Source organism: Reyranella sp. (assembly GCF_044224635.1).
In the GTDB taxonomy this organism is placed as follows: domain Bacteria; phylum Pseudomonadota; class Alphaproteobacteria; order Reyranellales; family Reyranellaceae; genus Reyranella.
In genome coordinates this window covers 20422-38889 of sequence record NZ_JBGAKA010000041.1, presented here as the reverse complement: position 1 = coordinate 38889, position 18468 = coordinate 20422, and the positions used below count along the sequence as shown (strand labels likewise).

Here is an 18468-nt window from a genome sequence, read left to right as displayed (position 1 = left end):
CCAGGCGGCGCCGATCACCATCCTATCTTCACATGGTTGTGATCATCTGCTGCGAAGATTCAAGACGGCACTCCTTTTGCCGCGCCGATCTCGCTGCGAAAAGCGAGCTGCATGAGGCGCGGTCACATAGCACCTCTGCCGTATCGGATATATTGCTTGGCGGCTGTGCTGACTAATCTGGCTTCATATGAGTAATGCGCACGAGATCGTACCGCTGTTCGCCACCCCGCTCGTTACGTACGAAGTCCCGGAGGCAGCAGCGCTCAACGTCGATCTCCGCCGGGTGATCGAGCAGCGTGAACAAACTCAACCCACCACCCAGCATTCCAATCTGGGCGGCTGGCAGTCGAGCTGGGACATGGACCGCTGGGGCGGCGTCCCGGCGATCAAGCTCCTGGCGATCGGTCGCAACCTTGCCAATCGCGTGACGACGGATCGCAAGGGCAACGTCGGCACCGGCCCTCACCCCGGCTACGTGGTGACCTGGACCGCCAACATGTGGGCAAACGTCAATCGCAGCGGCCACGGCAACGAATTCCACTCACATCCGGGCGCCTTCTGGTCGGGCGTCTACTATGTCGACGACGGCGGCATCGCCGACGACGAGTCGCTTGGCGGTGAGCTCGAATTCATGGATCCGCGCGGCCCCTTGCCGGCCATGTTTGCGCCGCATCTCGCCGCCGCCATGCCCGGCGGTCTCGAGGCCGGCGCCACCGCGCGCGTGCGGCCCAAGGCTGGCCGCCTGGTGATGTTCCCGTCCTGGCTCATGCACCAGGTACGCCCCTATCATGGCGCCGCCACGCGCATTTCGATCGCCTTCAACCTTACCGTCTAGATCGCGCCGAAACGGATCGTAACCTGGCCCAGAAGGGCACCAAACTCGGCGACGACCGTGCTGCCGGGGTGGGCGAAATGCAGGCCCGTGCAGGTGCCGGCAGCGACCAGATCGCCGGCACGCAGACCCTCGTCACGACGCGACAGCTCATTGGCCAGCCAGGTCAGCGCCAGCAGCGGATGGCCGAGCACCAGGGCGCCCGTCCCTGCCCCTTTGCGATCGCCGTCGATCGACAGCGTGACCTCGTGGGTGACGAGGTCGAGCCGGCGCCAATCCCGCAACGGCTGGCCGGCGACCAGACCGCCATTGAAGGCGTTGTCGGCCGTGATCTCCTCGATCGGACGCGTGCGCCAGTCGGCCAGCCGCGTGTCGCAGACCTCGATGACCGGCACGAGGGCCTCGACCGCGGCGCTCACCTCCTCGCGACCATAGGCCGTGGATCGGGGCGGCAGATCGGCGCCCAGCCGGAAGCCGAACTCGGCCTCGACACCCGCGACGAAGAACTGCGCCGGATCGAGCATTGCGGGCGCCTGCCACAGTGAGGTGCGGAACAGGCTGCCGGCGATCGGACCCGGCGAATTGACCAGTCGCTGCGACTGCTCGGACGAGCAGCCGACCTTGTGGCCGACAACGGTGTCGGCCCATTTGGCACGGAAGGCCGCCTGCACTGCGTAGGCGTCGTTGAAGCTCTTGACCTCCGGGAGGCCCGGCGTTGGCTTGTGGTTGCGTCGCGCCGCCACCAGCCGATTGGCAGCCTGCTCCAGATCGTCCCTCATCGCATGGCTCCCGTCAGCACCGTCGCCACCGAAGGCACGAAAACGACCAGCATCAGCACGCCGAACACGATCAGGGTATAGGGCGTGGCGGCGGCCCACACCTGGCGCATGGTGATCTCCGGCGGCGCCACGCCCTTCATGACGAACAGAAGCAGTCCGAACGGCGGCGTCAGCAAGCCGATCTGCAAGGAGATCAGCAGGATCACGCCCAGCCACACCAGGTCGAGGTTCAGCGCGTTGGCAAGCGGCATGAAGAACGGGAAGGTGAGCAGCATCATGCTGATCTGATCCATGAAGCAGCCCAGCACGAGCAGCACCGCAATCATGGTGAACACGGCGATCAGCGGCGTCATCTCATACTTGGCGATCTCCGCCAGCGCGCCATCCGTAGCGCCGGAGAAGGCAAGAATTTGTGAGAAAGTCGTCGAGGCGGCGATGATGAAGAAGATCATCGTCGTCACCACCGCCGTGCTCTTGAGGCTGTCGAACAGGATCTTCCAGGTGAGCGCCCGGTAGGCCAGCGCCAGCAGCACGGTCGCCAGGCAGCCCAGCGCCGCCGAGTCGGTCGGCGAGGCCCAGCCGGCGAACATGCTGCCCATTACCACGACGAAGATGAACGACAGCGGGACGACATCGACGAAGAAGGGTCGCCAGCGTTCGCCGAGGCCGAGCGCCTGCGGCGCCTCGCGTGGCGCCAGGTCCGGCCGCATCCAGCAGCGCACGACGATCCACACCAGGAAACAGGCGCTCATGATCAGGCCGGGCACAATGCCGGCGACCAGCAGCTCGGTGACCGAAACCTTGTCTCGGCTGACGCCGCTTGCCAGCGTCGCCAGCAGCACGGTGAGCGCCGACGGCGGAATCAGCATGTCGACACCGCCGATCGCCATGATCGGTCCCATCGCCATCGACGGGTGATAGCCGCGCCGCAGCATCTCGGGCAGCAATGACTGGCCGAGCATCGCCGTGGTGGCGATGGTCGACCCCGACAGCGCAGAGAAGATCGTGCCGCCACTCACCGCCACCACCGAGAGGCGTCCGGGCACGCGCAGGATCAGACGATCGATGGCATTGATGGCACGGAACGCCATGCCGGTGCGCAGCAGGATGTCGCCCATCACCAGGAACAGCGGCACCGGCGCCAAGTTGAAGTTGGCGATCGACGCCATCGAGCCGCGCACGAACGACATGATGCCGTTCTCGCCGCCGAGGAAGATTACCGAGCCGACGATGTTGGTCAGGAAGAACGCGAAGGCGACGGGCAGGCCGATCAGCATGGCGAGGCAGACCAGGCCGAACATCAGGGTCAGGGCGGCGGGCCAAGCCATCAGAGGGACGCCCGATCGGCGACGCTGTACTCGTCCTTGACCACGCCCTTGACGCGCAGGAAGCGCAGCACGAACTCGATCGCCAGGAGGAGCGCGCTGGTCGGAATGGCGAGATAGAGCAGCCACTCCGGCACGTACCACGTCTTGTAGGCGACCATGTTGCTGCGCCAGGCGTCGATCACGACGGCGCCGCCGTAGTAGAGCAGCACCAAGCTGATGGCGAGCCCCATCAGATCGACAAACTGCTCCAGCCGGATCGCCAGCCGCTTGGGCAGGGCCACGAGCAGCATGTCGACTCGCACGTGATTGCCCTGGCGCAGCACGAACGGTGCCGCCAGGAACGTGCCCGCATACATCAGGTATTCGGAGAGCTCGATCAACCATGGCAGCGAGCCCAGCGTCAGATCACGCAAGGCGACGTCGAGACAGATCAGCGCAACGATCGCCCCGAGCACGATGCCGAACAGGCTGCAGAAGAAATCGAGCAGCCGCTCGAAAAAGACGAGCACGCCTATTCCTTGACGAAGTACTGGCGGAGCTTCGCGGCGTTGTCGGGGCTGATCTTCTTGACGACGTCCCAGCCCGCCTCGCGCGCCTCCTTGACGTAGCGCTGCTCGTCGGCCTCGGAGAACTTGATGGTCTTGATGCCGGCGTCGGTCTGCTTCTTGAGCTCGGCCTCGATCAGCCCGACATCGGCGGTGCTGTTCTCGATCTCGAGCGCGAGGTCGAGCAGCAGCTTGCGCTGGGCGTCGTTCAGCTTCTTGGCCCAGGTATCGTGGTTCGCCAGCAACGTGATGTCGGGCCGGTAGAAGCCCGGATCGACGCGGAACTTGGTCACCTTCTGCCACGAATAGTCGAAGATGCCGCGGGTCGCCCAGCCGTAGCCGTCGACCGTGTTGCGCTCGAGCATGGTGTAGACCTCGGGCGGCGTCGAGTTGATGCCGGTCCCGCCGAGCTTCTCGACCATCGGCCGGTACATCGGCGTGACCCGGATCTTGAGCCCGCTGAAATCGGGCTTGGCGATTTCCTTGTTGAGGAAGATGTGCGCCCTTTCGTAGTTGTAGAAGCGCGCCAGGAACTCCGTGTTCGCCTTGTCGACATGCAGCTTGTTGAGGAAGGCGAGCCCACCGTTGCTGCGCAGTTCCGCCATCGGCACTTCGATCAGCTTCATTGCCTCGGCCTCGGGCAGCACGTTGCCGTAGTAGGCGCTCGAGGTCGTGACGATGTCGATGACGCCGTCCTTCAGGTTCTTGCCGACATCGAACAGCGGCATGACCTTGGGAGCGCCGCCGAGATACTGGATGCGGATCTGGCCCTTGCCTTTCTCGTTCACCGCCTTGATGTACTGCTCGAATTTTTGCGCATAGATCGAGCCTTCCTGAAACGCTGCGACGCCCTTCAGGACGACTTCCTGCGCCGCCGCCGGCAGCGCCAATACGGCACCGACCGCCGCTCCCATGATGATGCGCCGGGAGCGCGCCACCCCGTGGCGCTCATGCGGACCGCGGGCGTCTCGCCCGCTCAGGAGTCTCATGAGCGGGCAGGACGTCCGCAATCGCCATGAGCGCCACGGAGTGGCGCGCTCCCGGCCTTGATACTCGATCGACACATTCATCGCTCCCTCCCTGTTCACCCTGCACTCCCCGAAATGCTTGCCGCAGCATGGGCGACGCGCGGCCCGACCTCCGTCATGGCTCGTTCCGACGAAATCTCGAATGGTGGGCCGCCGCAATTCACGGCCATCACCATGCCGTCGGCGGTGATGACCGGCGCGCCGACACCGACCACGTCGGCCCGCCAGTCGCCGGCGGACACGCAGAAGCCGCGGCGCTCGAGCATGTCGAAGGCGCGGTCGATTCCCGCCTTGAGCGTTCGCCAGTCGCGCCCCGCGTCGTGGCGCACCCGATCGAGCAGGCTGTTGCGCTCGGCTTCAGGCAAGGCAAACAGATACGCCCGCCCCATCGCCGTCGTGGCGAGCGGTATGCGCGCGCCGAGGTCGAAGCGCGCCGGCGGCGCCTTGTCGTGGCGCACCGTCTCGATGTTGATCATGTGCAGCTGATCGCGCGCGCCGAGCGAGGCTGGCAGCTGCGTGGCCTCGGCGACCTGGCGCAGGAACGGATGCGCGGCGATGCGATGCGGCATGCCGGCGAGCAGCGAATGGCAGAGCGAGGCGATGCCCGCTCCCAGCGTGTAGCGCCCGAGCCGCGGCACGTAGGCGAGATAGCCGAGGGCCGTCAGGGTCTGGGTGAGGCGCGAGACGGTCGGCCGGGGCAGGCCGGTGCGGGCTGCGATCTCGGCGTTGCTGAGCGCACTTTCGCCAGGCTGGAACACCCGCAGGACCGACAGGCCGCGCACCAGCCCCTGAACGGCATAGGCTTCCCTGCCCTCCAGGGACTCGGTCTCGCTCCTGCGCTGCATCGCCGACAGCCGTCCCATGGACCAAAATTGCAATAGCTGGAATTATCCTGTCAATGTGGGGCGCCTCGCTCAGCGATGCGAAGCCTTGTCGCCTCACCCCTCCAGCAGGATGGGCAGCGCCTGACGGTAGGCCACTTCGGCGCGGGCCTTGAGCTCGGGCAAAGTGCAGCTGCCGATCGGGTGCTGGACCTTCAGAAAGGGATAATCGGGCAAGCCGAGGACGCGGGCGATCGCCCGTGCCGTCACCTCGAACGGCTCGGTGCACAGCACCACCGTCCGCTTGCCGAGCTGTTCGAAGCTGATGCCGTCGTGCAGACTGCACGTTGAGCAGGAGCCTCAATCGCCCAGGCCAGTGATGACGAAATCGACGTCCTGCGCCACTTTCACCAGGGTCGGCGCCGGCGCCGGGGCGCTGGCGTTGGCCTTCGACCCCAGGATGCGCACGGTGCAGCCGTGCCGCTCGACGAACAGCGCTGCGACCTCGCGCAGCATCTCCTCGGCGTTGAGCTTACCGTTCTCCAGGATGCCGATGCGGGCACCGTCGAGCGTGGTGAGCGCCGGGGCGCGCACCGCCTTGCGCTTCGGCGCCGTCGATGTGGGTGCGTAGAGCTGCATTCGGATCAGGTCCCCTTCCTGCTTACTTCGCCATCGGCGAGATGGCGTGGTGCTGCATGAGCGAGCTGCGGCCGCGGCTCCACGACGGAATGAAGCACGAATGGCCGCCGGCGTCGCCACCGCCCATGGTGATCAGGATGTCGTCGGGCCGGAGGCCGCGATGGATGAAACCGGTTTCGGTCAACCCATGCGCCTTGTCGCCGTGCTGGGCGTCGTACTCGCGGTCGCGATACTTGCCCACGCCCTTCATGCCCTCGACCGAGCGCTTGGCCTGGGCGAACAGGAATTTCTGGGCGTCCTCGCGCGTCCAGCCGGCCGCCGCAACGATGTGCAGGTGCTCGGGCGCCAGAATGACGACGCTCTGGCCCAGCGTGATGCAGCCGTAGTTGGCCATGGCGTCGGCCACCGAGCCCAGGATCTGCTCGGGCGTGTTGCCGCCATGGTTCTCGACGTTGCAGAAGCCGCCACCGGCATAGGCGGTTACGCTCGATACTCCCTTGGCATAGCCCTGCGATTCACACAGCAGCGGCCACGGATTGCCGCGCGCCCGCTCGGCGATGCAAAAGCTGTACTTGCCCGGATTGCCCTGGGTCGACTTGTCGGAGATGCCGGGCAGCATCTGGAAGACGTTGCGCAGGATCAGCCGCACAGCGCGGCCGATCGTGGCATTGGCGCGATTGCCCGGCCCGAACAGGTTGACGTCCGCGTTCATGCCGATCTCGTCGGCATAAGGTCCGCTCACGATCAGCAGCGGTGCCGATCCGCCGGTGCTCGCGGTCGAGCCATGGAAATTGAAGTCGGGCCGGTCCATCGCCTCGAACGCCGCCACCAGCACCGGGAAGTGCTCCGGCAGGCAGCCCGCCATGACGGCATTAACTGCCGCGCCGTGCAGCGAGAGTTCCAATCCGGTCGCCGGATGCGTGGTGATCACCGTGTCCCGGGGTCGGCGGTCGGCGGCAGCCATCGCCTTCACGCGATCGACCTGCGGAGGCACGACCGGCAGCCCATCGGTCCAGCCCTGCTCGTAGCAATAGTCGATGGCGGCCAGCACGTCGTCCGACACCTCGTGAACGCGGGATGAAGCCCCAGCCATCGCGCAACTCCCAATCAGTTCGGCGACACTAGGGACGCCGAATTGTCCAGGCAACGCATAAAAGCCCGTTCAGGAGACCGGCACGCCAGGCCGAATCCAGCGCCAGGTCGTCAACACCGGGGAGACAAGGAAAAGGACCAGTGCGAGCTGGGCCTTGCGCAGGGGGAATTCCAGTGTCGTCGGTTGGTACACCGGCGTCACGGACGCGTCTGGCTGCGCTGCGGCGCCGGCGTATGCGACGGTGGCCGGCCGGCGCGCTGACGCTCCGGCGTCGGCACCGGCAGCTGCGCCCTGAGACCCGGTCGCAATCCATCGACCCGTGGCGCCAAGGCGGCGCAGGGATTGGCACCGGCTTGGCGGGCCGCCAGGTTCACCTGAGAGACCAGGCTGGGTACGGTGCCTCCGGGAAGGATCAGCTTGGAGACGTTGGGGTCGAGCATGCTCGCCGTTGGCCTGCCGCTGCCGCCCTTCAGGCGCAGCGGCGTCGCCAGGGTCGCGTACTGGGGGTCGCGCGCCTCGGGCACGAGCAGGAATTCCCAACCCTCCGACCGCAGCTGGACATAGCCGCCGCCGACCATCGTGGCGCGCGGGGTATCGACGACCAGGCGCCTCAGCCACGCCACGCCCGACGTGACCTCGAAGCGGCCGGCGATGCAATTGAACGCCACCCGCGGATCATTGCCGCCGAGCAGCCGCTGTGTATCCGACGGCCAGCTGGCCAGGGGATCGCGCGGCCAGCCGCCCTTGGCGATGGCAAGATCAATCGAGCCGTTGGCGGTATTGAGGGCGTCGCGAGTGGTGCGGCCGCCGCCGCGCAGACGCAGGTCGATGTCGGCGACCGCATCCTGCAATCCCAGGTTCAGGCCGAGCAAGGTCGACAGGTCGGCCAGCGGCACCCGAGTGAGATTGGCCGTCAACGTCGCCTGGCCGATCCTTCCAGTCGGATCGTACGCCAGATCGAAGCTGGCCGAGCCCGCCCCGACCGTGGCGGCGGCGCGCAGCGCGAAGCGCGATTCGCTCGATGTCAGCGACACCGAGCCGTTCTGCACCCTGCTGCCGAGCCCGCTGATCTCGCCGAACCGGGCCGAGACCGTCAGCGCCGAGCGGCCAAGCCAGGTCGCCGAGAACGGCATGGTCGGGACCAGGCGCGGCTGGGCCGGCGTCGGTCCGCTCGCAGGTGTCGGCGAGACAGGGGTTGCACGCAGGTCGTTGACGTCGAGGCGGCTCACGTCAGCGTTGACCGCGACGGTCGCCACCCCCTTACGGTCAATGCGGAAGAGGGCATCACCAGAGAGCTCGCTCGAAGCGACCTTCAAGCTCGCCACCTCGACCTTGAAGGAGCTGCGCTGGGTGGCTGCCTTGGCGTTCAGCGCGTAGGGACCGCCCGCCGGAACCGGCAGACGAAGATAGGGTCCGAACACGGAAACGTCCGGTCCCTCCGAGTTGATCTGCAAGTTGGTGCCCTTGACGCCGATGCCGCCCTTGATCGCAATCTTGCCGCCGCCAAAACTGCCTTGCACGTCGATGTTGCCAGGCAAGCTCCGCATCCAGCCGTCGAACGTGCCGGCCGTCCCGGTCAGATCGAGCGGCGCGCCTTGCGGCGCCACGAGACGCGCGTCGATCTGCAGCGGCTGGTTGCCGGCCGGCGCGCGCAGCGACGCCCGCGGGACCTCGAGCACCACCGACGGCCGACCTGGCCCCTCGCCCACCGTCAGCACCGAATCGCGCAGCTCGACGGTCGGGATCCAGGGGAACACCGGCGCCGCACGCAGGCGCAGCGAGCGGTTCTCGCCGGCATGCGGGCCCGAGCCGTCGGGCGGCGGCAGCATCTCGAGGTTGATGTCGCCGATGTCGTTCTGCTCGACCAGGATGTCAGCGCCCTCGAGCACGAGACGTCCGATCTTGAGCTCCCCCAGGAACAGCGAGAACGGATCGAAGTAGAGGGTGAGCTTGCGCACGCGCACCATCTCGGGCCGCGTGCCCCACGCCGCGTTCGAGAGCGTCACGCCCTCGGCCACCATGGCGGGCTCCGTGCCAATCTGCACCGACAGCGGCACCTTTGCCGCGAGCTCGCGGCCCGTCGCCTTGCGGACCTGATCGGCGAGGCGGGCCTGGTAGTGCGACAGATCACGGGTGGCGAGCCAGGCGACACCGGCGATCGCTGCGATCGGTATCACCGCCGCGAGGATCCAGGTCAACCGCCTCCAGTTAATGCGCATGCGACCCGATTCTCGCTCAATCGCCGTCTGTCGAGAAGCCGAATGCCTCGACGGTGCGGCGGAAGTGAGGCGGCAGCTCGGCGACGACCGTCAGCTCGCCCTTGCCGGACGGATGCGGCAAGGCGAGACGACGGGCATGCAGATGCAGGCGACCGGCGTCTGCAACCGAGGCCAGCAGTGCTTCCTCGCCGCCATATTTGCCATCGCCGAGAATCGGGCAGCCGATCGCCGCGCAATGCACGCGCAGCTGATGGGTGCGCCCGGTGCGCGGCCATAAGGCGAGCAGCGCCGCGCGCTTGCCGGCCCGATCGACGACACGGAAGTGCGTCAGCGCCTTCTGGCCAGCCTCGTGATCGACCTGCATCAGCTCGCGATCGCGCGCGCCCGGCCGCTTGGCGAGCGGCAGATCGATCGTGCCCTCGGCGCGCGGAGGCACGCCGACGACGACGGCCCAGTAGAGCTTCTCGGTCTCGCGATCGCGGAACGACTCGCCCAAGCGTCGGGCTGCCTGCCCGGTACGCGCGATCAGCAGCAACCCGGACGTATCCTTGTCGAGGCGATGAACCAGGCGCGGCCGCTCCTCGAAGCCGAAGCGCAACGCGTCGAGCATGCCGTCGACGTGGCGCTCGGTCCCCGTGCCACCCTGCACCGCCAAGCCGGGGGGCTTGTTCAGGACGATGACATGATCGTCGCGATGGATCACCAGACGCCGGATCTCGGCAGCGTCGCGATCCGGCACGCCGGCGACCTCGGTCGGCTTGGACGGCGGGGCCGAGAGGACGCCGGGCGGTACGCGAATCGTCTGGCCAGGCTCGATCCGATCGCGCGCCTCGGCGCGCTTGCCGTCGACCCTGACCTGTCCGGTGCGCAACAGCTTTTGCAAGGCGCCATGGCCCAGGTCCGGATAGTGGCGCTGGAACCAGCGATCGAGACGCAGCCCAGCCTCGTCGGCGGTCACCGCGCGGCCGCGCGGCACAGCGCCACCCGCGCCCGCATCACTTGCAGAGGCGTGCTGTGCCTTCACCACCGAGCGCTACCGCAGCGCCATCCGAAGAAGCGATTCATGCCGCCGATCTCGACGTGAGTCTCGACAGACACGCGCTATTGGAATCCACCAGAAAGTCAAGGTGGATAGTTTCGAGATGAAGGAGTCAGCGCTTCGAGCGCCCCCAAGATCAGACGCCGGGCATTTCTTTTCACGGGCTTTCGCCGACCGAAGAAAATGCCGTCATTCTCGAGCGGAGCCCCCGCCGGGCGGCGCAGTCAAGGGACCTTTCTGGCTGGTGCTGCGACAAGATAAGGTCCCTCCACTGAGCCTTGCTTCGCTCGGCTCCGGTCGGGATGACGGCGCTTTGTCCGTATGCGAATGCCCTCCATCTCTACTGGACCACGCGTCGCAGAAGGGTCCCTCGCGCTGCTGGGCTCAGGAGGCAGGGATCTTTGCTCATGTTTCTTGCCAACCTCGCGCAACAGCGGCCTATCATGCCTCTTCCATGTCCGCCGAGACCCTGTCGTTCGACACCCTGACCTTCGACCACCCGGCAGCATGCCGTCCGGCACGACTGACGGCGAGCCTGTTTCTTCCCGAACCCTGCGAGCGGCCGGCGCCATGCATGGTGATCCTGACGAGCAGCGCCGGCGTCCAGCGCCACCGCGAGCACTTTTATGCCCAAGCCCTGAACGAGGCCGGGACCGCGGCGCTCATCGTCGACAGCTTCGCCGGCCGAGGCGTTCGCCGGACAGTGGCCGACCAGACGCTGGTCTCGGCGGCCCAGATGGAGGGAGACGCCTTCGCCGCCCTTGCCTTGTTGCGGGCCGACCAGCGCATCGATCCCGAGCGCATAGGCCTGATGGGCGTCTCGAAAGGCGGTGTGGCGACGCTCAATACCGCCATCGCCGTCCGCCAGCGCTGGCGTAACGGCTTCCCTCATCTGTTCGATCTCCACGTCGCAATCTGCCCAGGCGCCACGGCACAACATCGCGACGCAACGACCCACGGCCTGCCGATATTCTTCATGCTGGCGGCGCACGACGACTACACGCCGGCACCGCTCGCCATCGAGTACGCCGAACGCATGCGGTCGGCCGGCAATGCCCGCATCAAGGTCAAGGTTTACGGCAGCGCCCATCACGGCTGGGAATCGATCGGGCCGGTGTTCGACATCAAGGATGCCGAGAACTGGTCATGCTGCCGCAACTTCATCGAGGACGACGGCCGGCATTTCATCCCGGCGCTCGGCGAGGCGCTCAGCGAGCCCGATTACCAGGCCTGGGCGCGCCTGCACTGCGTGACCAAAGGGGCCCGTGCCGGCGGCGGTACACCCGAATTGAAGCGGCGCGCGACGGCGGATCTGCTCACTTTTCTGTACAGCGCCGGCTTTGCCCCTCGATGGACGACTCCGCCGATACGCGATATGTTGGTTGTGTGACTCGATATCGTTCTCTTGCGGGTTTCCTGGCGTTCCTGATCGGCGCCATCGGGTCAATATCCAGCTTTGCCGCTGAGCCGTTGTGGGTCGGATCGGATCCTGCCCGGGTGCGCGCCGAGGCCTTGGTCGCCGCGCTGCGCGGCGCCTCCGCGCACGGTCTGGAGCCCGGCTGGTACGGAGTCTCCGAGGTGGAGAAGGCGCTGTTGCCGGGAGCCGATCCAGCCGTGACCGAGGCGCTTCTCACGGCGGCCTTCGTCACCTACGCCAGCGACGTTTCCACCGGTCGCGTCCGCGCCAATCGCATCGACGGCAATATCGACATCCAGCAGCGCCGCGTCGAGCGTTCCGATCTCCTGAAGGAGGCCGCCGCCGCGAGCGATTTCTCCGCCTATCTCGCGAGCCTATCGCCCAAGGGCGACTATCCGGCCCTGCAAAAGGCCCTCGCGACGTGGCGCGACAAGCGCGCCAAGGCGGCCTTCACGCTACTGCCCGACGGTGGTTTGCTGAAGCCCGGCATGAGCGACCCGCGCGTGCCAGTGCTGCGCAAGCGCCTGGCCGAGCTCGAACTGGTGATGCCCGAGACAGGTCCGGCGCCTGACCTGTATGACGACAAGCTGGTCGCGGTCGTCAAGGCGTACCAGGAGACCAAAGGCCTGACGGTGGACGGCGTCATTGGCGCCAAGACCACGCAGTCTCTCAACACCACGATCGACGACCGCATCGAGCAGATCGTCGCCAACCTCGAGCGCCGGCGCTGGCTGCCGGAAGATCTCGGCAGCCGCTACGTGCTGGTCAATGCCGGCGACTACTCGATGGTGTTCATCGACGGCGGCAGGACGGTGTTCCAGAGCCTGGTGATCGTCGGCACGCCCAAGGACCCGACACCGGAGATCCAGTCGGTGATGCGCGGCTTCCAGACCAATCCCTACTGGACCGTGCCGCAATCGATCTCCGGCGAGGAATACCTGCCGATGCTGCGCCGCAACCCCTATGCGCTGCAGTCGGCCGGCTTCAAGATCTTCGAGAACTGGCAGGACAATACCGAGCTCGATCCGGCTTCGGTCGACTGGAATTCGATCAGCCCCAAGGCCTTCCCCTACCGCATCCGGCAGGATCCGGGGGCCGGCAACGCGCTGGGTTACATCTTCTTCCCGTTCAACAATCGATACGGGATCTACATGCACGACACGGCCAACCGTTGGCTGTTCACCGAGGGCAGCCGCAATTTCAGCCACGGCTGCATCCGGCTGCAGAACCCGCTCGACTTCGTCGAGAAGGTGTTCGACGGCCGCAATGGTTTCAGCAAGGAGCGCGTCCGCCAAGTGATCGATGGCGGCCAGCAGGCGCACTACGCGTTCCCCGACTCGGTGGTGCTCCACGTGACCTACCGCACTGTCACGGCCAACACCGACGGCACGCCGGTCTTCCGCGACGACATCTACGGCCGCGACCGCCGCGTCGTGCGCGAGATGGCCAAGCCGCGCAGTTGAGCGAGCGGCGACAGCCTTGAGCCGATCGTCGCACGCCCCCGCCGGCCTCTTCGAGAGCCGGGCCTACGGCTTCTCCCAGGTCACCGTCGTGACGACGCCGCTTGGCGAGGCCGTGCATGTGTCCGGCCAGGTAGCCTGGGATGCGGAGCAAAGGATCGTCGGCGCGGGCGACATCGGCCGCCAGCTCGAGAAGAGTCTGGAGAACCTCGCCACCGCCCTGGCATCGGCCGGCGCGTCGCTCGACCAAGTGGGCTCATTGCGCCTCTACATCAGGCAGAGTCACATGCGCGAAGGCAAGGCCATCAGCGCCGCTCTCAGGAAGGTGTTCGGAGACGCCCCGCCCTGCTCGACCTGGATCGGCGTGCCGAGCCTCGCCGACGAGGCGTTCCTGATCGAGGTCGAGCCGTCGGTGGTGTTTCTGCCGCGCCGCTGAGCGACCTGCGAAGACTACTCTTGTCGTTCCGCCTGCATCAGGCGATCGACCTCTTTTGCTGGGATGCGCTCGAGCGCTAGATGAATCAGCACGCTAGCGACCTGGGCAGGCGACGGCTTATGCCGACCGACTTCGACATGATCCGCAATGTCGGCGATGCGCTGCCAATCCTGAGCCGATACCTGCACTCTTTGGCGCGAGCCTTCGCCTGCCAGGCTGGGGCGACCGCCAGTCGAGCGCAACCGATCCATGAGGATATCTCGAACGGCGAGCAGCGTATCAGGCGCCTGTGTATTGCCGACCGCCATCGATAGCGGTCGCCCGTCAAATGCTGCGACAACGTCCCGAGGGATGATCGCCTGCGGCTTGCGCGACGTATTCCTCAACTGCTCGCGGGCCGTCCGGCCGACCAACTTCACGTTGTGACGAGGCTTGTCCCTCGACTTTTCCATACTGAACCTCCGTGTCCGTGTTCAGGGCCGGCCATGGCCGGCCCCCGTCGGCAATTCATTCGCCAAAGTCCTCTACAGTGAAGAATACGCCATCGAATTCGAGGGCAATCGCCCCTTGGTTCGTCTCGCGTCCCATCCGCCGCACGAACGCTGCCAACCCGCCAAGCCGGTCGACGAAGGCTGCAGGCTTGACGTAGGCATAGACGACGACCGGCTCCTCGATAATCAGAGCCCCGTCACCGGGTTCCGCCACGCTCCGGTGACTGGCGGCATGGCTGTCGCACCACCAGCGATGTCAGACAGAAGAGCAAGCGCCGCGTCAATCCACCTTGCCTGATCCACGGCAGCGCCATCTCGATCCCTGTTGGGAATGTAGACGGCAAACCGTTGGCCGTAGTCCGCGATCCCGCCGAAGGCCGCAACAATATCGATCTCGACCTCGGGATCAGGCATTCAGTCAATATGGCCTTTCTGGGCAGAAAGTCCAGTACCCACTACCGCTTCTTCGCGCGCAGCTTCTTCCAGTATTCGAGGCGCTTCAGGATCTCGCGTTCGAAGCCGCGCTCGACGGGCCGGTAGAACTCCTCGCGCGCCATCCGGTCGGGAAAATAGTTCTGGCCGGAGAAGCCGTCCTCGGTGTCGTGGTCGTACTCGTAGCCCTTGCCGTAGCCGATCTCCTTCATGAGCCGGGTCGGCGCATTCAGGATGTGCATCGGCGGCATCAGCGAACCGTGCTCCTTGGCGGCGCGCTTGGCGCCACTGAAGGCGGTATAGGCCGCGTTCGATTTCGGCGCCGTGCCGAGATAGATCACCGCCTGGGCGATCGCGAGCTCGCCCTCGGGCGAGCCCAGGCGATCGTAGGTGTCCCACGCGGCCAGGGTCTGGGGAAGCGCCTGCGGGTCGGCCATGCCGACATCCTCGACGGCGAAGCGCACCAGACGGCGGGCAATGTATTTCGGGTCCTCGCCGCCATCGAGCATGCGGGCGAACCAGTAGAGGGCGGCATCGACGTCCGATCCGCGCAGCGACTTGTGCAGCGCGCTGATCAGGTTGTAGTGCCCTTCCTGCGCCTTGTCGTAGAGCGGCGCGCGCTTCTGCAGGAGCGTCGCCAGCCGGGCCGGCGGCACCGGCCCCTTGTCCTTGAGCTGCGCCAGCTGCTCGGCCAGGCCGATCAGGTAGCGGCCGTCGCCGTCGGCCATGGCGAACAGGGCCTGCCGGCCCTCCTCGTCGATCGGCAGGGCGCGGCCGAGCGTCTGCTCGACGCGCGCCAGCAGGGCGCCCAGCGCCGCATCGTCCAGGCGGCGCAGCACCAGCACCTGGCAGCGCGACAGCAGCGCGCCGTTGAGCTCGAAGGACGGGTTCTCCGTCGTCGCGCCGACCAGCGTGACCGTGCCGTCCTCGACGTAAGGCAGAAAGCCATCCTGCTGGGCGCGGTTGAAGCGATGGATCTCGTCGACGAACAGCAGGGTGCCCTTGCCGTCGCGGCGGCGCTGGCGCGCCGCCTCGAAGATGCGGCGCAGGTCGGCGACGCCGGAGAACACCGCCGACAGCGGCTCGAAATGCAGGTCGGTGTGCTCGGCCAGCAGGCGGGCGATCGTCGTCTTGCCGCAACCCGGCGGCCCCCACAGGATCAGCGAGCCGAGCTTGCGGTTGGCCAGCATGCGCCCGATCGGCCCTTCCGGCCCGAGCAGGTGATCCTGGCCGAGAATCTCCCCCAGTGTCTTGGGACGCAGCCGCTCGGCGAGCGGTGTCGGGGCGAGCGAGGCGAACAGCTCGGCCGGCATCGCGGCGCCCGCTTTCGCTTCAGCGGAACTGGACGGTCGACACCATGCCTTCGCGGCCGATGGTGACGCTGGCCACGCCGCCGGTGATGCGCTTCTTGAGCTCGGCGACATTTTTGACGTCCTGGCCGTTGATGCCTAGGATCATGTCGCCAGGCCGGATGAAACGCCCGGCGTAGGAGCCGGGCGTGATCTCGGTGACGATAACGCCGGGCCGCCATTCGACCAGGCCGAGCTCGTCGGCGACGGCCGGTGACATGTTGGCTACCGAGGCGCCGCTCAGGGGCTGGCGCCCTTCCAGCTGTGACTTGTCGCGAGGCGGATCCTCGGGCGGCGGCGCCAGCTTCATGTCGAACACGAGCTCCTTGCCGCCGCGGATCACCCGGATCGGCACCACCGTATCGACCTGCAGCGTGGCGAGGCGGAAGCGCATGCTCGCCTCGTCGTCGATCGGCTGGTCCTTCAGCCCGACGATGACGTCGTTGCGCTTCAGGCCGGCGCGCGCGCCGGGGCCACCCGGAAAGACCTCCTTGACCACCAGGCCGACCGGCCGCGGCAGATTGAGGCCGGAGGCGAGGTCGGGCGTCACGCGCTGCATGTTGATGCCGAGCCATGGCCGCACGATGCGCCCACCGCTCTCGCCAGTCGCGACCACGCGGGTGACGATGTTCGACGGCGTGGCGAAGCCAATGCCAACCGATCCGCCGGTCTGCGAGTAGATCGCGGTGTTGATGCCGATCAGCCGTCCGTCGAGGCTCACCAGGGCGCCGCCGGAATTGCCCGGGTTGATCGCGGCATCGGTCTGGATGAAGAAGCTCGAATCGTTGACGCCTCCGGCGCTGCGCGCCAGCGCCGAGATGATGCCGCTGGTCACCGTTTGCGTCAGGCCGAACGGGTTGCCGATGGCGAGCACGATGTCGCCCACCTCCACCGAGTCCGAATCGCGCATCTCGAGGAAGGGGAACTTGTCGCCGTTGCCGTCGATGCGCAGCAGGGCGAGGTCGAAGCGCTCCTCCTGGCTCACCACCTTGGCTTCGAACTCGCGCCGGTCAGCCAGCACGACGCGGACCTCGTCGGCGCCCTTGACGACGTGGGCGTTGGTCACGATCAGGCCGTCGGGACGCACCAGCACGCCCGAGCCGAGGGCGTTCTGCACCCGCTCGCCGGCATTGGGCACGCCGGGAAAAGGAAACGGCAGGCGCCGCTGCACGCGCGCCGTCGTCGTGGTGTAGATGTTGACCACGGCCGGCGAGACGCGCTTCACCAGGGGAGCGTAGGAGAAGCTGAGCTCACTGCGGTCCGCCGGCAGGGGCTGTGCCGGCCCGGGCAACGGCGCAAGCGCCGCCGCCAGGCTGCCGACCATTGCCATCGCCATCAGGATTGCCCGCCGGGCCATGCTACGCCTCCTCTACAGATTTCGATTTGCGACCACTCCCCGGTCAAATCAAGACCCTTTCGCCATTGGGGCCAGAGGCCTTGGCATGTCCATTGCTGCGTTCCTGAGCGCGACACGCCACCACAGGCGTGCGTCGAACAGGAGCGCCTCATGAAGCTAAGCCGCCGTACCCTTGTCGCCACCTCGGCCGCCACGATGGGATCCGCCCTCGGCATCCCCGCCGTCCAGGCGAGCCAGGACTGGCCGACCAAGGCACCGATCAAGCTGATCGCCACCTTCCCGCCCGGCGGCACGGCGGACACGATCTCGCGCATCCTGGCCCCCAAGCTCTCGGCGGCGCTCGGCACCCAGGTGGTGGTCGAGAACAAACCGGGCGCCGGTGGCACGATCGGCTCGGATCTCGCCGCCAAGGCGGCGCCCGACGGCTTCACGCTGGTGATCTCGCACGCCTCGCCGCTCGGCATCGCCCCCGGCATCTATCCCAAGCTGCCCTACAACGTGGTCAGCGACTTCAGCCACGTGGCGCTGATCGGCCATACCCCCAACGTCCTCATCGTACCGGCCGATTCTCCCTACAAGACGCTGGCCGACTACATCGCCGACGCCAAGGCCAGGCCGGACCAGATCGCCTTCGGCAGCTCCGGCATCGGCTCCAACACCCATCTGATGGGCGAGTTGCTGTCGAGCCTGGCCGGCATCAAGCTGAAGCATGTGCCCTATCGCGGCTCGGCGCCGTCGCTTCAGGACATGCTGGCCGGCGCCATCCCCTCAATGTTCGACCCGATCACCACCAACGTGCCGCACATCAACTCCGGCAAGGTGCGCCTGCTCGCCGTCAGCTCGGACAAGCGCATCGACATGTACCCCAACGCGCCGACCTTCGCCGAGCAGGGCTTCCCCCAACTCACGACCTCGACCTGGGTCGGCGTCTCCGGTCCCAAGGGCATGTCGCCGGAAATCGTCGCGCGGCTCTACGCCGAGTTGCAGAAGGCCTACAGGGCGCCCGAGGTCGTCGAGCGCTTCAAGGAGGTCGTGCTGCTGCCCGAGGACAAGCCGATGACCCCGGCCGAGTACGCCAGGTTCGTCGGCGACTTCGCCGCGACCTGGGCGGCGGTCAGCAAGTCGGCCGGCATCCAGCTCGAGCTCGGGTGAACATCGCTCATATTCTCCTCCCCAGCTTCGCTGGGGAGGAGGATGATCTCG

General features: G+C 66.8%; 18 protein-coding genes. 5 read left to right on the top strand and 13 right to left on the bottom strand.

Annotation, left to right across the window (positions count from 1 at the left end):
• Positions 1-187: 187 nt before the first annotated feature.
• A complete protein-coding gene (locus ACILR9_RS28045; protein ID WP_395713275.1) occupies positions 188-835 on the top strand; it encodes a 2OG-Fe(II) oxygenase family protein in 648 nt (215 codons plus the stop codon).
• Here the strand turns inward: ACILR9_RS28045 and ACILR9_RS28040 are convergent.
• The 9 genes from ACILR9_RS28040 to ACILR9_RS28000 form a co-directional block, all read right to left on the bottom strand.
• The gene (locus tag ACILR9_RS28040; RefSeq protein ID WP_395713274.1) at positions 832-1611 is read right to left on the bottom strand and encodes a 2-keto-4-pentenoate hydratase; all 780 of its coding nucleotides are present in this window, start codon (positions 1609-1611) and stop codon (positions 832-834) included. The two genes, ACILR9_RS28045 and ACILR9_RS28040, sit on opposite strands and share 4 nt — an antisense overlap.
• Complete coding sequence (locus ACILR9_RS28035; protein ID WP_395713273.1) at positions 1608-2939, bottom strand: TRAP transporter large permease subunit; 1332 nt, start codon at positions 2937-2939, stop codon at positions 1608-1610. Before ACILR9_RS28035 ends, ACILR9_RS28040 begins: the two co-directional genes overlap by 4 nt.
• Positions 2939-3448, bottom strand: coding sequence for a TRAP transporter small permease (locus ACILR9_RS28030; RefSeq protein ID WP_395713272.1), 510 nt, complete (start codon positions 3446-3448; stop codon positions 2939-2941). Before ACILR9_RS28030 ends, ACILR9_RS28035 begins: the two co-directional genes overlap by 1 nt.
• A 2-nt stretch (positions 3449-3450) precedes the next feature.
• Positions 3451-4422 (bottom strand): ABC transporter substrate-binding protein, encoded by a 972-nt coding sequence (locus ACILR9_RS28025; protein ID WP_395713271.1) that lies wholly within the window; start codon positions 4420-4422, stop codon positions 3451-3453.
• A gap of 146 nt (positions 4423-4568) precedes the next feature.
• Complete coding sequence (locus ACILR9_RS28020; RefSeq protein ID WP_395713270.1) at positions 4569-5375, bottom strand: IclR family transcriptional regulator; 807 nt, start codon at positions 5373-5375, stop codon at positions 4569-4571.
• Between the two features lie 75 nt (positions 5376-5450).
• Positions 5451-5972 carry a UGSC family (seleno)protein gene (locus ACILR9_RS28015; RefSeq protein ID WP_395713269.1) on the bottom strand — a complete coding sequence of 174 codons (522 nt, stop codon included), beginning with the start codon at positions 5970-5972 and terminating at the stop codon, positions 5451-5453.
• A 22-nt stretch (positions 5973-5994) separates the two neighbouring features.
• Complete coding sequence (locus ACILR9_RS28010) at positions 5995-7065, bottom strand: hypothetical protein (protein ID WP_395713268.1); 1071 nt, start codon at positions 7063-7065, stop codon at positions 5995-5997.
• Between the two features lie 197 nt (positions 7066-7262).
• Positions 7263-9263: an AsmA family protein gene (locus ACILR9_RS28005; RefSeq protein WP_395713267.1), complete on the bottom strand. Its 2001-nt coding sequence runs from the start codon at positions 9261-9263 to the stop codon at positions 7263-7265.
• 37 nt (positions 9264-9300) lie between these two features.
• Positions 9301-10311 (bottom strand): RluA family pseudouridine synthase, encoded by a 1011-nt coding sequence (locus tag ACILR9_RS28000; protein WP_395713266.1) that lies wholly within the window; start codon positions 10309-10311, stop codon positions 9301-9303.
• Between the two features lie 466 nt (positions 10312-10777).
• Here ACILR9_RS28000 and ACILR9_RS27995 point away from each other — a divergent pair, with 466 nt between their 5' ends.
• Genes ACILR9_RS27995 through ACILR9_RS27985 form a run of 3 tightly spaced genes read left to right on the top strand, consistent with a single transcriptional unit; the run spans position 10778 to position 13636 of the window.
• On the top strand, positions 10778-11713 hold the full coding sequence (locus ACILR9_RS27995) for a dienelactone hydrolase family protein (protein WP_395713265.1): 936 nt from the start codon (positions 10778-10780) through the stop codon (positions 11711-11713).
• Positions 11710-13203, top strand: a complete 1494-nt coding sequence (locus tag ACILR9_RS27990; protein WP_395713264.1) for a murein L,D-transpeptidase — start codon at positions 11710-11712, stop codon at positions 13201-13203. The genes ACILR9_RS27995 and ACILR9_RS27990 overlap by 4 nt, the downstream gene beginning before the upstream one ends.
• 16 nt (positions 13204-13219) lie before the next feature.
• Complete coding sequence (locus ACILR9_RS27985) at positions 13220-13636, top strand: RidA family protein (protein ID WP_395713263.1); 417 nt, start codon at positions 13220-13222, stop codon at positions 13634-13636.
• A gap of 14 nt (positions 13637-13650) precedes the next feature.
• Here ACILR9_RS27985 and ACILR9_RS27980 read toward each other — a convergent pair whose 3' ends face one another.
• From ACILR9_RS27980 to ACILR9_RS27965, 4 genes are all read right to left on the bottom strand, one after another.
• The gene (locus ACILR9_RS27980) at positions 13651-14088 is read right to left on the bottom strand and encodes a hypothetical protein (protein WP_395713262.1); all 438 of its coding nucleotides are present in this window, start codon (positions 14086-14088) and stop codon (positions 13651-13653) included.
• A 55-nt stretch (positions 14089-14143) separates the two neighbouring features.
• Complete coding sequence (locus tag ACILR9_RS27975) at positions 14144-14341, bottom strand: hypothetical protein (protein WP_395713261.1); 198 nt, start codon at positions 14339-14341, stop codon at positions 14144-14146.
• 241 nt (positions 14342-14582) lie between these two features.
• Positions 14583-15872 carry a replication-associated recombination protein A gene (locus tag ACILR9_RS27970; protein ID WP_395713260.1) on the bottom strand — a complete coding sequence of 430 codons (1290 nt, stop codon included), beginning with the start codon at positions 15870-15872 and terminating at the stop codon, positions 14583-14585.
• Between the two features lie 19 nt (positions 15873-15891).
• Entirely contained in the window at positions 15892-17265 is a 1374-nt protein-coding gene (locus tag ACILR9_RS27965) for a Do family serine endopeptidase (RefSeq protein WP_395713259.1), read from the bottom strand.
• 150 nt (positions 17266-17415) lie between these two features.
• Here ACILR9_RS27965 and ACILR9_RS27960 point away from each other — a divergent pair, with 150 nt between their 5' ends.
• Positions 17416-18417 (top strand): Bug family tripartite tricarboxylate transporter substrate binding protein, encoded by a 1002-nt coding sequence (locus ACILR9_RS27960; RefSeq protein ID WP_395713258.1) that lies wholly within the window; start codon positions 17416-17418, stop codon positions 18415-18417.
• Positions 18418-18468 lie beyond the last annotated feature (51 nt).

What these genes read in the sequence shown, in the direction of transcription:
- ACILR9_RS28045 (WP_395713275.1), top strand. Translation starts at nt 188, where the DNA reads ATGAGTAATGCGCACGAGATCGTACCGCTGTTCGCCACCCCGCTCGTT.
- ACILR9_RS28040 (WP_395713274.1), bottom strand. Translation starts at nt 1,611, where the DNA reads ATGAGGGACGATCTGGAGCAGGCTGCCAATCGGCTGGTGGCGGCGCGA.
- ACILR9_RS28035 (WP_395713273.1), bottom strand. Translation starts at nt 2,939, where the DNA reads ATGGCTTGGCCCGCCGCCCTGACCCTGATGTTCGGCCTGGTCTGCCTC.
- ACILR9_RS28020 (WP_395713270.1), bottom strand. Translation starts at nt 5,375, where the DNA reads ATGGGACGGCTGTCGGCGATGCAGCGCAGGAGCGAGACCGAGTCCCTG.
- ACILR9_RS28010 (WP_395713268.1), bottom strand. Translation starts at nt 7,065, where the DNA reads ATGGCTGGGGCTTCATCCCGCGTTCACGAGGTGTCGGACGACGTGCTG.
- ACILR9_RS27995 (WP_395713265.1), top strand. Translation starts at nt 10,778, where the DNA reads ATGTCCGCCGAGACCCTGTCGTTCGACACCCTGACCTTCGACCACCCG.
- ACILR9_RS27980 (WP_395713262.1), bottom strand. Translation starts at nt 14,088, where the DNA reads ATGGAAAAGTCGAGGGACAAGCCTCGTCACAACGTGAAGTTGGTCGGC.
- ACILR9_RS27970 (WP_395713260.1), bottom strand. Translation starts at nt 15,872, where the DNA reads ATGCCGGCCGAGCTGTTCGCCTCGCTCGCCCCGACACCGCTCGCCGAG.
- ACILR9_RS27965 (WP_395713259.1), bottom strand. Translation starts at nt 17,265, where the DNA reads ATGGCCCGGCGGGCAATCCTGATGGCGATGGCAATGGTCGGCAGCCTG.
- ACILR9_RS27960 (WP_395713258.1), top strand. Translation starts at nt 17,416, where the DNA reads ATGAAGCTAAGCCGCCGTACCCTTGTCGCCACCTCGGCCGCCACGATG.